This is a genomic window from Helicobacter rodentium ATCC 700285, assembly GCF_000687535.1.
Lineage (GTDB): Bacteria > Campylobacterota > Campylobacteria > Campylobacterales > Helicobacteraceae > Helicobacter_D > Helicobacter_D rodentium.
Window position 1 is genome coordinate 1 of sequence record NZ_JHWC01000008.1, and the last position, 14,242, is coordinate 14,242.

13 protein-coding genes are annotated in these 14,242 nt (G+C 39.1%); 3 read left to right on the plus strand and 10 right to left on the minus strand.

Translation table 11 applies throughout. From position 1 onward, the window contains the following. Positions 1–237: 237 nt before the first annotated feature. Positions 238–1,536: an O-acetylhomoserine aminocarboxypropyltransferase/cysteine synthase family protein gene (locus BS85_RS0106890; protein WP_026944143.1), complete on the plus strand. Its 1,299-nt coding sequence runs from the start codon at positions 238–240 to the stop codon at positions 1,534–1,536. An 8-nt stretch (positions 1,537–1,544) separates the two neighbouring features. After that, on the plus strand, positions 1,545–2,432 hold the full coding sequence (locus BS85_RS0106895) for a homoserine O-succinyltransferase (protein ID WP_026944144.1): 888 nt from the start codon (positions 1,545–1,547) through the stop codon (positions 2,430–2,432). Here BS85_RS0106895 and BS85_RS0106900 read toward each other — a convergent pair. The 5 genes from BS85_RS0106900 to BS85_RS0106920 form a co-directional block, all read right to left on the minus strand. After that, complete coding sequence (locus tag BS85_RS0106900; protein ID WP_026944145.1) at positions 2,419–2,874, minus strand: hypothetical protein; 456 nt, start codon at positions 2,872–2,874, stop codon at positions 2,419–2,421. The two genes, BS85_RS0106895 and BS85_RS0106900, sit on opposite strands and share 14 nt — an antisense overlap. 3 nt (positions 2,875–2,877) lie before the next feature. Next, positions 2,878–3,396, minus strand: a complete 519-nt coding sequence (locus tag BS85_RS0106905) for a Sua5/YciO/YrdC/YwlC family protein (RefSeq protein WP_245596311.1) — start codon at positions 3,394–3,396, stop codon at positions 2,878–2,880. Beyond that, positions 3,396–6,656 carry a carbamoyl-phosphate synthase large subunit gene (gene carB / locus BS85_RS0106910; protein ID WP_026944147.1) on the minus strand — a complete coding sequence of 1,087 codons (3,261 nt, stop codon included), beginning with the start codon at positions 6,654–6,656 and terminating at the stop codon, positions 3,396–3,398. Before carB ends, BS85_RS0106905 begins: the two co-directional genes overlap by 1 nt. Before the next feature lie 75 nt (positions 6,657–6,731). Further along, complete coding sequence (gmk, locus tag BS85_RS0106915; protein ID WP_026944148.1) at positions 6,732–7,346, minus strand: guanylate kinase; 615 nt, start codon at positions 7,344–7,346, stop codon at positions 6,732–6,734. A 5-nt stretch (positions 7,347–7,351) separates the two neighbouring features. Continuing rightward, positions 7,352–9,058: a hypothetical protein gene (locus BS85_RS0106920; RefSeq protein ID WP_026944149.1), complete on the minus strand. Its 1,707-nt coding sequence runs from the start codon at positions 9,056–9,058 to the stop codon at positions 7,352–7,354. A 91-nt stretch (positions 9,059–9,149) separates the two neighbouring features. On the opposite strand from BS85_RS0106920, the gene BS85_RS0106925 reads away from it, so the two are divergent. Further along, a complete protein-coding gene (locus BS85_RS0106925; RefSeq protein ID WP_026944150.1) occupies positions 9,150–9,674 on the plus strand; it encodes a phospholipase D-like domain-containing protein in 525 nt (174 codons plus the stop codon). On the opposite strand, the gene BS85_RS0106930 is transcribed toward BS85_RS0106925, so the two are convergent. The 5 genes from BS85_RS0106930 to cysS form a co-directional block, all read right to left on the minus strand. Then, entirely contained in the window at positions 9,671–10,204 is a 534-nt protein-coding gene (locus BS85_RS0106930; RefSeq protein ID WP_026944151.1) for a hypothetical protein, read from the minus strand. The genes BS85_RS0106925 and BS85_RS0106930 overlap by 4 nt on opposite strands. Beyond that, positions 10,201–10,719: a hypothetical protein gene (locus BS85_RS0106935; RefSeq protein WP_026944152.1), complete on the minus strand. Its 519-nt coding sequence runs from the start codon at positions 10,717–10,719 to the stop codon at positions 10,201–10,203. Before BS85_RS0106935 ends, BS85_RS0106930 begins: the two co-directional genes overlap by 4 nt. After that, on the minus strand, positions 10,716–11,765 hold the full coding sequence (locus BS85_RS0106940) for a hypothetical protein (protein ID WP_026944153.1): 1,050 nt from the start codon (positions 11,763–11,765) through the stop codon (positions 10,716–10,718). The genes BS85_RS0106935 and BS85_RS0106940 overlap by 4 nt, the downstream gene beginning before the upstream one ends. 134 nt (positions 11,766–11,899) lie before the next feature. Next, positions 11,900–12,709, minus strand: coding sequence for a sulfite exporter TauE/SafE family protein (locus tag BS85_RS10485; protein ID WP_084310229.1), 810 nt, complete (start codon positions 12,707–12,709; stop codon positions 11,900–11,902). Between the two features lie 64 nt (positions 12,710–12,773). Continuing rightward, entirely contained in the window at positions 12,774–14,192 is a 1,419-nt protein-coding gene (gene cysS / locus BS85_RS0106950) for a cysteine--tRNA ligase (protein ID WP_034551389.1), read from the minus strand. Between the last annotated feature and the right edge of the window lie 50 nt (positions 14,193–14,242).

A 14,242-nucleotide genomic window follows, 5' to 3' on the forward strand; every position in this document is an offset into this window, starting at 1 on the left:
GGGGGGATAATCTGTGCAAGAAACATACACTAAAAAGTGCATTTGAGATTTTACTTATAAAGTATAAAAGTAAAATAAAAATTTATGTGAATTTAGAGGAAAAACGCCACAAAACTTCAAAAGATTAAATCTCAATTTCTTGGTTTTGCAAAATTTATTATTAAATTTATAAATACATATTGTATTTTTTAAATTTTATGCTATAATTCCACAAATTTTAAAAACAAGGAAAACAAAATGGCAAATTTACCACACAACAACTATACACAAGAAACACTCGCACTACACGCAGGTTATACTTATGATTCACAGCGCACATTGAATGTCCCAATCTATCAAAACACCGCTTATAGCTTTGAGAGCTTGGAACAAGCCGCTGCTAGATTTGGATTACAAGAGCTTGGCAATATCTACACAAGATTGACAAATCCGACTTATAAGATTCTAGGCGACCGCTTAGCCGCAGTAGAGGGTGGCGCATTTGGAGTGCCGACTGCAAGTGGAACAGCAGCGATTTTTTACGCTTTAGCAAACTTAGCGCAAAATGGCGATCATATCGTGTATTCCAATAAAATCTATGGCGGGACACAAACGCTTATTGTGCATACTTTGAAGCGATTTGGCATTACATCTAGCGCATTTGATATTGATGATATTGAGGGCACTTTAGAATCCGCAATCAATGAAAATACAAAAGTCATTTTCTTTGAAAGCCTCTCCAACCCGCAAATTGCGATTGCCGATGTAGAAAAAATCGTCAAGATTGCTAAAAAATATGGAATCGTAACGCTTTGTGATAACACCGTTGCAACCGCGTTTTTGCATAAGCCACTAGATTTTGGCGTAGATGTGGTGGTGTATAGTCTAAGCAAATATGTCAATGGGCAAGGAAGCGCATTGGGTGGTATTGTGATTGAACGCAAAGGATTAAACGATTTGCTTGTCAATAATCCCCGCTATCCCGCATTTAACACGCCTGATGAAAGCTATCACGGGCTTGTGTATGCAAGCCTCGCGGGTGCTTTACCTATCTTTGGAATCCGACTGCTTACAGAATGGTTAAGAAATATCGGCGCAACCATTTCTCCACAAAATGCGTGGATTATCATTCAAGGGCTAGAAACATTAGAATTACGCATTAAAAAACATAGTCAAAATGCACTAGAAGTAGCGAAATTCTTACAATCGCACCCGAAAGTCAAAAATGTATTCTATCCGGGCTTAGAGGACAATCCTTACCATAGTTTATTGCAAAAATATTTCAGCGATTCCAATTCTAGCGGACTTCTAAGTTTTGAAGTGGGAAGTTTTGAAGAGGCGAAAAAAGTCTGCAACGCGCTAGAGATTTTTGCGATTGTTGCAAACATTGGGGATTCTAAATCACTTGTCATTCACCCAGCCTCCACAACCCATTCACAACTCAATGAGGCGGAATTGCAATCTGCGGGAATCACACCTTGCACGATTCGTTTAAGTATTGGCTTGGAATCTCCTAAAGATTTGATTGCGGATTTGAAACAAGCATTAGAGAAATAAGGATTTTTATGCCACTTGTCATTCCAGAGGATATTCCAGCTTTTTCACTCTTAAAGCAAAATGCCTTTATTATGGGTTGCAATCGTGCGAAATCGCAAGATATTCGCCCTTTGGAAGTGTTGATTTTCAACCTTATGCCCACAAAAATAGAAACAGAAAATCAGATTCTCTCTCTCCTTGCAAACTCGCCTTTGCAAGTGAATATCACACTTCTATCCACCGCAAGTTATGTCGGTAAAAATACGTCAAAGTCGCACTTGGAACGATTTTATGTGAATTTTGAAAACATTAAGAATCGCAAGTTTGATGGAGCGATTGTTACAGGTGCGCCTATTGAACATTTGGAGTTTGAGGAAGTGAAATATTGGGGTGAATTAACGCAAATTATGGACTTTTTAAAGACGCATTGCACAAGCACTCTCTATCTTTGCTGGGGCGCAATGGCGGGGTTGCACTATTTCCATAAAATCCAAAAGATTCCGCTAGATTCCAAGCTTTTTGGCGTATTTGAGCATTCTTGGGTGGAAAAAGACTTGCTTTTAAATGGTTTAGATGAGATTGTCAGGATTCCACATTCGCGCCATTCAGGAATCAATGAAGCACAAGTGCGAGAAAATAGGAATCTTAAAATCTTGCTAGAGGGTGAAGAGAGCGGAATCACTGCCTTAAAAGACGCAAAAGACTTCTTTATCTTAGGACACCCGGAATATTCCAAAGAAACATTGGATTTAGAATACAAAAGAGACTTGGATAAAGGCTTAGAAATCACGAAACCAAAGCATTATTACAATGCGGAGAATTTACCAATCTTTTCGTGGCGTTCTTCTGCTAGCGTGCTGTTTGCAAACTGGCTAAACTTCTCTGTGTATCAAGACACACCTTTTATTCTTGGGTAGGCTTTTGGTAATACACAAGATTGCGTTTGCGTGTCTCAAAGTCTTCGGAATCCTCTTTTAAATAGACGATATAATTTTCATCTTCGTATAATCCACGAATCGTTTGCATTTCTCCTTGAATGCTTAAAGTGTAATCTTTAGATAAAAAAATCTCTCCCGCTGTGCGTCCAAGTTGCGGAATAAACAATACCATAACCCCCATTAAAGCCAAAATAAAAAGAATTTTAAACGCTTTATCCACAAAAGGAATCACAAACCCGATTCCAAAAATTGCAACAAAAAAGACAAAGGCATAGGGGTTAAAAACATTAAAAAAAAATGGATTGAAAAACACCGCAATACCATAGTATTGAATGTAACCACTAAAAATAGTCGCCCAAAAAATACAAAAAAGGAGGAAAACTAGCATAAAACTAACCACAAAAGAAGAAAAAATTTTCATAAATCACCTAATACATTTAAGATTCAAATTTGTAATTTTATAAATTTTAGAGGGCTTGGATTCCTCTAAACCGCGCTTATCCAATATCACAATATCAGCCTTTTTCAATGCAAACTCCAAATTAAAAGATTGATGGTGTGCATTTGCCGAGCTAGAATACAAAAAGGGAAAGAATCGCAAAAACTCCGTGTGCAAGGCATTTTGTCCTTGCTGATTTTGCACCACACGGATTGCTAGAGATTCCTTGTTTAAAGCATTTTTGCCTTTATAAATAAAGGTGCTTTTTGTGCTTTTTCGGATTCTATTTTTATGCTTGTTTGGAATCCGCACAAGATTTTTTAGTTTTGAAAAAGAATCCAATGTTAAAAGCACATTTTGGGATTCACTGCGCCCCTTAATAGTATTTAACTTGGCAGAATCCGCACACAAAAACCCCGCTGTTGTATCACTTTGGGCTAAAAAAATTGGCATAGCCCCATTACTAAAAAACCCCTCTCCACCTTGCCTAATTTGTAATTCCATTATTTCAAATAATCTTGAACAGCTCTAGCAATATTTGGATTTTGAGATTTTATTTCACTCATCGCACACACCGCGACACGCGCCGCTTCAAGGGTTGTAAAATAAGGCACATTGTTGCGCAAAACCTGTGTGCGAATCTTATCGGTATCGTCCTTGCTAGAAGCCTCATCGCTTGTATTAATGGCTAAAGCAATCTCTCCATTTGCTAACATATCGCCGATATTTGGACGTCCCTCGCTGATTTTTAAGGCTTCCTCGCAAGAAATTCCTGCTTTTTGTAGAATCTCCGCCGTACCTTTGGTGGCGCAAAGCTCAAATCCAAAACTTTGTAAATCACGCGCAAGGGAGACCGCTTGTGGCTTATCCAAGCTTCTAAGAGAGATAAACACCTTACCACTTGTTGGAAGCGAGTTTTTGCAGGCAAGCTGACTTTTTGCAAAGCTTAGCCCAAAGCTCTCGCTAATCCCCATTACTTCGCCTGTGGAGCGCATTTCAGGTCCTAGCACCATCACCGCACCACTTAGCTTGTTAAAAGGAAAAACCGATTCTTTGACGGCGATATGTTTTAAGGTTTTGGGCTTATACAATCCGTCTTTAAACTCTATCTTTTGGAATCTATCATACCGCGCTAATGCGGATTTTAAGTCGCCATTTACCATTACATCGGTTGCTACTTTAGCAAGTGGAATCCCAGTTGCCTTGCTCACAAATGGCACAGTGCGACTTGCGCGAGGATTGACTTCAATAAGATAAAGCACATTTTCAAAAATAGCATATTGCGTATTCATAAGCCCCACAACACCTAAGTTTCTCGCAATCTTTGCTGTGGTCTGCTCAATCTCTTGAATCCTCTCCTTAGATAAGCTAATTGTAGGGAGAGAACACGCAGAATCGCCACTATGGATTCCAGCTTCCTCAATATGCTGCATAATCCCGGCAATATACACTTCCTTGCCATCGCTGATAATATCCACATCTAGTTCAATGGCGTTGTTTAAGAACTTGTCAATCAGCACCGGAGAATCCTCACTCACGCTCACCGCCTCGCTCATATATTCTTGCAACTCTAACACATTATAAACAATCCGCATTGCGCGTCCTCCTAGCACATAGCTAGGACGCACAAGCACAGGGAAGCCAATCTTTTGGGCAACAGAAATTGCCTCCTCTTTTGTATAGGCTATGCCATTTTGGGGTTGGATTAGCCCATTCTCCTCTACAAATTTTGCAAATTTCTCCCTATCTTCGGCAATATCAATCGTTTTTGCACTCGTTCCGATGATTTTTGCCCCAATGGTTGTGAGCTTTTTTGCAAGTTTCAATGGCGTTTGTCCGCCAAAATGGACGATGATTCCATCGGGCTTTTCGCGTTCAATCACACTGCGCACATTCTCAAAGGTAATAGGTTCAAAGTATAAAACATCACTTGTGTCATAATCGGTGCTAACGGTCTCGGGATTGCAATTATACATAATGCTTTGAATCCCCATATCCCGCAATGCAAAACTCGCATGCACGCAGCAATAATCAAACTCAATCCCCTGCCCAATGCGGTTAGGTCCTCCACCAATAATTAGCACTTTCTTGCGTGGATTCTCTTGTTTTTGAGTATTTTCATTTTCTCTTGCAAAGGGTGTTGTGGAATACAAATAAGCGGTTTTTGTCGCAAACTCTGCGGCGCAAGTATCCACTTCATTGTATTGCAAATGCACACCAAGTTTTTGACGCAAGGCATAAATATCCTCTTCACGCAATTCCAAAGATTCCTCAAGATTTACCAAAAATGCTAAACTCTTATCACTAAAGCCCCATTGCTTAACTTGTCGCAAAAATCCCTCATCGTTGAGTTTTTCAAAAGAAATTTGTTTCTCTAGCGCAATGATTTCTGCAATTTCTTTAAGAAAATAAAAATCTATTTTGCACCACTTTTGCACTTCCTCCACACTCACTCCACAGCGGAACGCATCGGCGATATAAAGCAGACGCTCCGCATTGGGGCGGCGCACTTCGTGTTGAATCTCGCTTAAATCACTGCTTTTGGGCGTGAAGCCAAAGATTCCTGTTTCTAGGCTGTTGAGTGCTTTTTGTAAGGATTCCTTGAAAGTCGCACCAATCGCCATTACCTCACCAATGCTTTTCATAGAGGTTGTAAGGGTGGAATCCGCTTGAGGAAACTTCTCAAAAGTAAAGCGCGGAATCTTTGTAACAATATAATCAATGCTGGGTTCAAAACTTGCAGGAGTGCCTGTAATATCGTTTTTAATCTCATCTAGTGTATAGCCCACCGCAAGGAGAGTTGCAACTTTAGCAATGGGATAACCTGTGGCTTTGGAGGCAAGTGCGGAGGAGCGCGAAACGCGTGGATTCATCTCAATAACCGTCATTCTGCCTGTGCTAGGGTTAATGGCAAATTGCACATTGCTCCCGCCCGTATCCACGCCAATTTCACGCAGAATCGCAAAGGAGGCATCACGCATTCTTTGGTATTCCTTATCTGTTAGCGTGAGAGCGGGGGCAATGGTAATGGAATCCCCTGTATGCACACCCATTGGGTCAAGGTTTTCTATGCTACATACGATAATGCAATTATCCGCTTTATCGCGAATTACTTCCATTTCGTATTCTTTCCAACCTAGCAGGGATTCCTCAATCAAAATCTCTCCAATGGGGCTAATCTCCAAGCCATTTTGCGCAAGATTCTTAAACTCATCAATGTTATAAGCAACACCACTTCCACCCCCTGCTAGAGTATAACTTGCGCGGATAATGAGCGGGAATCCTATCTCTTTTGCCGCATTGAGTGCCTCCTCTAGTGTGTAAGCATAACGCGACTTTGGCAAGTCCATACCAATTTTTAGCATTGCTTCCTTAAAAGCTTGTCTATCCTCGCCTTTTTTAATTGCTTCGGGCTTCGCGCCTAAAAATTGCACATTCCCTAGCATTCCCTTTTCAAACATACTCATCGCAATATTGAGTGCAGTTTGCCCTCCCATTGTGGGTAAAATCGCATCAACCTTTTCTTTTTGAATAATATCTGCTACCACTTCCTCTGTGATGGGTTCAATATAGGTGCGGTCGGCAAACTCGGGGTCTGTCATAATGGTTGCGGGATTGGAGTTAATCAATACCACTTTATAGCCAAGCTCTTTAAGCGTTTTAGCCGCCTGTGTGCCGGAGTAATCAAACTCGCACGCCTGTCCGATAACAATCGGTCCTGAACCGACAAGCAAAATTGTGTGAATATCATTGCGTTTTGGCATAGAATCTCTCTTGAAGTTTAGGGTTAAAATTTCGTAATTCTAGCGTTTTATGACTTAAAAGTTGAAAGAAAAGTTTTATTTTTCCCAATTTTGTAAAAAAGGTTGCATTTTATACAAACTCGCCTTGCAAAATGCACTCTTTGCAATGCAAATAAGCTCCTTAGCGGAATCCTCTAAGTTTTCATTAATGATTAAATAATCAAAGTTTGGTAGATTTTTCACCTCATCAAGGGCGTTTTCTAAACGTTTCTCTATTGTCGCGCTATCATCGCTTCCGCGCCCATTTAAACGCTCTTTTAGTGTGCTTTTGTTGGGTGTTGTGATAAAAATGCTTGTGGTTTGGCTTGGAAAAGCCTTTTTGATATTTGCCTGTCCTTGCACATCTATATCAAAAATGACAAGTTTATCCTCCTCTAACGCCTTTAAAACCTGCTCTTTGGAAGTGCCATAATAGTTATTATGCACTTGCGCCCATTCTAAAAACTTGCCCTCTTGGATTCCTTTCTCAAAGGATTCTTTGGTAATGAAATGATAATGCACCCCCTCTATTTCTCCCTTGCGTTTTTCGCGCGTTGTGGAGGAAATGGAAAAGTAATGGTTGGGAAATTCTTGCGCTAGAATCTTGTATAATGAGCTTTTACCCGCTCCACTAGGACCTGAAAGGATTAGAATTGCTCCTTTGTGTTTCATAGATTCTAATCCTTTTTGGGAAATTGGATATTAATACTAATGGTTGCGCCACTTAGTAAGTCTTTGAGATTCTGCGCTTGAAGTGCTTGAAGTGCAGTAATCAAAGATTCCAAAGAGTTTGCCTGAATGTTGCTTGGCAATGCAGAATCCGCCACACTCGCATTTGGCACAATAGGGGCAGGATTAGGAGCTTTGGCAATAGGCTCTCCTAATGCTTCACTCATACCCTCTAGGCTTAAAGTATCAAATTCGTCCGTATTAGGTGCATCAGACATTGGCATTTGAGATTCCACTTCCCCCGCATTTAACCCTTCCTCATCTAAAGACAAATCCTCTTTATTTTCTAATTCTGTGTCTTCTGGAATCTTTAAACCTTCCTCTTCTGCTAGATTGGGTTCCTCTTGCATTGCATCTTGGCTTTCATCTCCTAATCCTATATCCAAAGGAATCTGGCTCTCTGCTTCCTCTCCACTCAAATCATTGAAATCCGCTTCCTCACCCAAGTCCCCTAAAGAATCCAAATCCTCTTTTGTTTCGCTTGTTTCCTCTGTTGGCAAATGATCGGATAAATCTAAATCCAAACTCTCTTCTTTTAACTCCTCGCTAGGGGTTTCTCCCAAGCTCTCCACTTCTTCTCCTATCTCGGATTGTGTAGAATCCTCTAACGCCTCCGTTAAATCAAGCTCCTCGTTGCCCTCTTTGGATTCCTCTGCTACCATATTCTCCATAGATTCTGACGATTCTTCAGGTTTATCGTCTATGCTTTCTCCTATCTCATCAAGGGAAAAATCAAAATCCTCCGCTTTAGAATCCTCACTAGCCTCTGTATTTTCAACCTCTAATGGCGGTATGTTCTCCTCTTTGGATTCTATTTCCTCCTCTTTGCTCTCCTCTGCAACTTCAATATTATCAAGCTCTGCCTGTAAATCACTAAAATCCAAATCATCTTTTACTTCAAAATCCCCGATTGCTTTCTCTAAGGATTCTGATTCGTCTGCTTGTTTTGGTGTCTCCTCTTCGTTGGAGAGTAAATCTTTAATCTCATCTACATCACTTTTATCCAATACATTTAAATCTTGTTCTTCCCCGCTATCGTCCTCTGCGCCAAAATCTAGTTGCTCATCGGGATTCTCTGTTGCGCTTTCTTCCCCCTCCTCTGCGCCAAAATCCAATGGAGCATTAGGATCCTCTGCTGCCTCCTCTATGCCCTCCTCTGCGCCAAAATCTAGTTGCTCATCACCACCCACATTGGAATCCGCCACCGACTCTTCATCGTCTAATTGCAAATCATCAAAGCTAGAAAGGTCTAACTCATCGTCTAAATCTAAAGATTCTGCACCCTCAAGCTCTGATATTTCACTATTATCGCTTTCTTTATGGGCTTGTTGATGATCCATAGGTGTGATTCCAGAAACCTTGCTTAAAGTTTTTACAAGATCTGTTGGCAAAAAAGGCTTTTGAATATACTCATCAAATCCCTCTAAACGTTCGGTGGATTTAGCATAAAATAGACAAAATTTTGTTTCAGGATTTGCTGTTTTATAAGCGTCAAACAACTCCTTTTCAAAACATTCATCATCTATTAACACAATCTGTGCGCTTAAACTTGAATCAATTTCTTGAGCCTCTTCCATTTCCACACCAAGCTTAGACACGCTTAGTGCCACAAGTTTGCTAATAATGGGATTTTTATTGATGAGATATAGTTTCATAGATACTCCCTATTTGCTTTGTTTAATCTTTTTAAACAAAGAATTGCTACAATTTTAACAATTTGTATCTTAATTTTGCAAGGAACTTCCAATGTTTAAAAAAGTTTTCGTTCTCATCAGTCTTTTTGTGAATTTTATGTGGGCAGATGCGCTCTATTTTATGCCCCAAGAACAAAATACTGCGCTTAATGCGCTCCTTTCCACAATCAACAACACACAGACTTCCTTAGATGTTGCGATTTATAGTTTTACGAATCGTGAAATCAGCAAAGCCATTCGCGATATTGCAAAAAAAGGCGTAAAGGTGCGTATTATCTACGATAAAAAAAGTAATCAAGACCCCAATAAATCTACGATTGGCTATCTTGCAAAGCTAAAAAACATAGAAACCTGCCTCTTAGAGGGGGAACGCTCACGCAACGGAAAATACAATGGCTTAATGCACACAAAAATGGCAATTAGCGATGATTCACACCTTGTGCTAGGCTCGGCAAATTGGTCTAAGAGTGCGTTTGAAACAAACTATGAAACGCTTTTAATTACACAAAATCAAGATTCCATTGCTAAAGCAAAACAACATTTTGAAAGAATGTTTCAAAAATGCGAAAAATATTAATAAGATTTTGTAGGCAGAGAATAGGCGTCTAATCTGAAAGAGAAAACCAATTCGGCATTTTCTCTTTCAATCTGAATAGGAAAGCTAAAACGCACGACACCGGGCAAGGTTTTTGTTATATTCAAAGCTTCTTTGAGTTTATGTATATTATCCAAACGACCACTAACAACAAAACGTTGTTTTAGATATTTTCCCTCAAACAAAGGCGTTCCGTCCTCTACAACCCCAACATCTGTAAAAATAATTCTTAATTTTTCCTCAATCTCTTTTTGTGTAATTTGACGCTCAAAATTTTCAAGAGCGAACGCATTTTGGTTTTGATAATTCGCAAGTTTTTGCATTTCTGCATCACGTTGAGATTCTATCCTGCCTTGCACATAAAGTTCCTTACGATATTGTGCATTTGTTTTGCGGAATATATCCAATTGTGGTTTTAATACACTCATAAAAACTACAATAACCATAAAAAAGTAAAAGACGAAAAAGAAAGTATTGCGGACCCAATCAATTTGTGCAAAAAATGCTCTCATTGTTGCGCTTCCTCTTGATTTAATTTGCTAATAGACACGAAATTATACCAACCATTTGGTAACATATAAAAATCTGCACGACTTTGATGAAAAATAGAACGCAAAGGCACTTCAAGCAAGAAAGTGTAAATCTGCTTAGAAGGGGTTGTTCCATAAAGAGTTAATTGGGATTGCTCCATTTGAATCTTGTTAAGAGTGATTTGCTCGGGGATTAAATCAAAGAGATTCTCAACACTCTCTTGTAACATTTTGTTTTGGCTTTCTACATAGGAATGAAAATACACTTTTTCCTCTTCTGCAAGCATTATCTCCTGATATTCTTTAATTTGCTTTAACATTTGTTGCTGCATTTCTATGGCTGCTTTTTCGTTTTGCTGCATAAAATATCCCTGCACTTTTAGCATTGCGACAAAGCCAACAAAAATAAAGAGCGTTAAGAAAATATAGCCCCACCAAATACGCGAAACTTTTTTTAGAATTGTTTTTTTGCCCGGTTGCGTGAAACTATAATTCATACTTGCCCTTTTGTTTCAAAAAACCTATAAGATTCATAACCTAAATCCGCCAATTCTTTTGCGACTTCACAAGTAAGCACCTGCACTTCTAGCATAGTGATTTGTTGAATCTGCTGCAAGGTTTCTTCTGCGATATTATGGGGATTAAAAATCACAACTTCACTGATAAATTCCCCCTCGTAAAGATCATTGTTGTAAAACTCATTTAAAGCAGATTGAATAAATTTCGCCGCTGTATCAACGCGAGAAAAATCATCTAAATCATCTCCCTTAGGCTCTTTGGAATCCTCTTGCAATTCATCTTCTGTATCGTCATTTTTTAAAACCTTAATAAGATCTTCTGCATCATCGCTTTCGCTATCTAAATCTAAAACATCTTCAATTCCGCTCAATTCGTGCTGTAAATCCGATTCAATATTCGTTTTTTGAATATCCTCTTCGTCTTCGCTCAAGGAATGCTTCACAATAGACAACCCCAAATTAATCTCACTCTCCAACACATAATATCCACCAAACAACACACCTGCGTTTTGTTTGGTAACAATTAAAGTCATATTGGAACGTTGGAATAATACATACAATTTGCAAGAATCTTGAAAGGTGTCTTTTGCTAAGCGATAAAGCACTAAAAAAGGAGAAACTACAAAGTCTGCACCCAATTTCAAAAAACACTTTTTTGTTTCTGCGATTCCTTGATTTAAAACATAAACAGACCAATTATTATCAAATCGTTTATAAACAATTTCATTGCAATTAATGCCGTGCTTTTCAAAATCACTCTCTTTATCAGAATTAATCACTCCTTGCGTAATGGAACGCGACAAAGTTGAAACATAAGTAAAAGGATTTTTGGCACGAATTTTTTTGATATACCGCACCGCTTGGATTGGTAATTCGCCGGGATTGGTTTTAAATTCTTTTGTTTGAGTCTGTATTATCTTGCCTCTGCGATAAAAATTCACCACAACGCTACATAATTTATGATCCACTTCAATACCAGCAATCACGGTGGCAAAAAATGGGCGAATGGTTTTAATTAAATTCATAATAACTCCAGACTTAAACTCGCATTGCTATATGGTATGCAATTTTGCCTTAAAAAATAGACTTTTGTAGTCAAAATTATGATTTTTTTATAAAATCCTCTTAAAATTCTATCAATCTTAACCCACTCTTTTCTTTAATTTTTAAAATCCATACTAGGAGCTTCCTCCTGTATAGAGTGTTGCATAGTTCCCATTTCTTGGGATTCCATTGTTTGCGGAGAATGCGAATCTTGCATTTGGTGCATTTTATGGGACATTTGTGGATTTTGCAAGAATCTCACGCCTTTTTCAACCATTAAAGCTCCAAAAATTACAATAGAAATTGCGGCAAGATTCATTGCGAGTTTGCGTAAAAAAGGCTTGTATAGAATCGTATTGGCTAAGATTCCAAAAAGCAACAAAGGCACAATCGTAGCAATTCCAAAAATCAACATCACCAATGCACCCTTAAAAACACTCGCAAAAGATGCTGCACTAAAAAGAAACGCATAAACAAAACCACAAGGCAACAATCCATTTAGCAACCCTAAAACATAGAGGCTAAAAGGTGTCTTAAGATTCAAAGCATTTTGGAATTGCATTTGATACCATTTGGAATTTTGCACCGAATGCTCTAAGAATGTCAAAAATTTTGATTTACCAAAAAGCGATAATCCCGCAAACACCATCAAAAATCCCGCAACAACAAACAATACACCACGCAAAGTGCCATTGAGACTAAACATACTTCCAAGCCCACCAACCAATGCGCCAAGCAACACATAAGTGCTAATGCGTCCAAGATTGTAAAGCAAATGAGAGATAGCTATTCCTCCCTTGCTTGTATTGTTTTTAGCTAATTTCCCGCTAAAGGCTAACACGATTCCACCACACATACCAATGCAATGCCCAAATCCCCCAACTAGCGCAATACCAAAAAGGCTAATGAAGTCTAAAGTTTCCATTTCTTTCCTTTTGCTTGTATAGAATCACCAATTTATCAGACAAAATCCAACGAGGTTTGCGATTCTATATTTTTTCCCACTCACACCCACTAGGTGTATCCATAATCTCTATTCCATTTGTGCGTAAATCCTCTCGGATTTTATCTGCATTTGCAAAATCTTTTGCCTTTTTGTATTCCGCTCTTTTTGCGATGAGAGATTCAATCTCTGCGCGTCTTGCTTCGCTCACACCAAGTTTAAAGTATTCAAAAGAATCCTTTAAGCCTACACCCAAAATTCTTGCAACCAAAGCAAGATTTGCCGCAATTTGTGGAATCTTATCCTTTTGCTTATTATCTAGCATTTCATTTGCGTTCGCGATAAGTTCCTCTACAATGCTTAGGGCTTTGGAAATATTTAAATCATCGCTTAAAGCCTCTAAAAATGCCTCACTAAAAGCATTTTTCTCATTTTGAGATTCTGCATTTTGCGAGACTTTAACTTGCGTCTGTGCCAATCGTTTTTTAAGCCGATAGATTCTATCTAGCCGCTTCTTGCTTGCGAGCAAATCCTCTTCAGAGAAATTTAATCCCGCACGATAATGTGTGCTTAAAAGATAGAATCGCAGAATCTCTCCATCGTAATTTGCCAAAGCATCTTTGATAAAAAAGCTGTTCCCAAGCGACTTTGCCATTTTTTCGCCATTAATCGTTACAAAGCCGTTGTGTATCCAATATTTTGCGAGATTCTGTCCCTGCGCACAACGCGTCTGACAAACCTCATTTTCGTGGTGAGGAAACAGCAAATCTGCTCCGCCCCCGTGAATATCAATCGCGTATTTGCCCTCTGTTGCCAAATGTTCTTGAATCATTGCGCTACACTCAATGTGCCAACCCGGACGCCCCTTGCCAAAAGGCGAATCATAGCCCACATCACCTACGCCTTTGTAGCTTTTCCAAAGCGCAAAATCTTTTACATCGTGCTTTTGCTCACTATTTTGGATTCTGCTTTTGGATTCCTCATCTGCGATTCTACCGCTCAAACTCCCATAATCTATGTCTTTATCCACAGACAAATAAATATCTCCATTGGGCGTTTGATAAGCAAAGCCTTTATCTAGTAGCGTTTGAATCATCGCGCAAATGCTTGGCAAACTTTGTGTAGCCTTTGGCTCAATATCGGCACGTTCCACGCCTAGAGATTCCATTTCGTCTAAATATTTTTGTGTGTAAGTTTGCGTGATTTCCTCCACACTTAAGCCTGTTTGTGAGGATTTGTTGATGATTTTGTCATCAATATCGGTAAAATTTTTGGCAAAAATCACTTGGTAACCGCACTCCCGCAAGAGTTTGCGCCACAAATCAAACACAATCGCGCTTCTTGCGTGCCCTAAATGTGAATCGTCATACACCGTCGGACCGCACACATACATACGCACTTCTTTTGGATTAATAGGCTTAAATTCAACTTTTTCTTTTAATTTGCTATCATAAATCTTAATCATCACCACTCCATTAAATCAAAGCTGAAGTATAGCAAAAAATGAAAGGTTTT

Coding starts and splice junctions, on each gene's coding strand:
- BS85_RS0106920 (WP_026944149.1), bottom strand. CDS start 9,058: ATGAAACTATATCTCATCAATAAAAATCCCATTATTAGCAAACTTGTG.
- gmk (WP_026944148.1), bottom strand. CDS start 7,346: ATGAAACACAAAGGAGCAATTCTAATCCTTTCAGGTCCTAGTGGAGCG.
- BS85_RS0106895 (WP_026944144.1), top strand. CDS start 1,545: ATGCCACTTGTCATTCCAGAGGATATTCCAGCTTTTTCACTCTTAAAG.
- BS85_RS0106925 (WP_026944150.1), top strand. CDS start 9,150: ATGTTTAAAAAAGTTTTCGTTCTCATCAGTCTTTTTGTGAATTTTATG.
- BS85_RS0106900 (WP_026944145.1), bottom strand. CDS start 2,874: ATGAAAATTTTTTCTTCTTTTGTGGTTAGTTTTATGCTAGTTTTCCTC.
- BS85_RS0106935 (WP_026944152.1), bottom strand. CDS start 10,719: ATGAATTATAGTTTCACGCAACCGGGCAAAAAAACAATTCTAAAAAAA.
- cysS (WP_034551389.1), bottom strand. CDS start 14,192: ATGATTAAGATTTATGATAGCAAATTAAAAGAAAAAGTTGAATTTAAG.
- BS85_RS0106930 (WP_026944151.1), bottom strand. CDS start 10,204: ATGAGAGCATTTTTTGCACAAATTGATTGGGTCCGCAATACTTTCTTT.
- carB (WP_026944147.1), bottom strand. CDS start 6,656: ATGCCAAAACGCAATGATATTCACACAATTTTGCTTGTCGGTTCAGGA.
- BS85_RS0106940 (WP_026944153.1), bottom strand. CDS start 11,765: ATGAATTTAATTAAAACCATTCGCCCATTTTTTGCCACCGTGATTGCT.
- BS85_RS0106905 (WP_245596311.1), bottom strand. CDS start 3,396: ATGGAATTACAAATTAGGCAAGGTGGAGAGGGGTTTTTTAGTAATGGG.
- BS85_RS10485 (WP_084310229.1), bottom strand. CDS start 12,709: ATGGAAACTTTAGACTTCATTAGCCTTTTTGGTATTGCGCTAGTTGGG.
- BS85_RS0106890 (WP_026944143.1), top strand. CDS start 238: ATGGCAAATTTACCACACAACAACTATACACAAGAAACACTCGCACTA.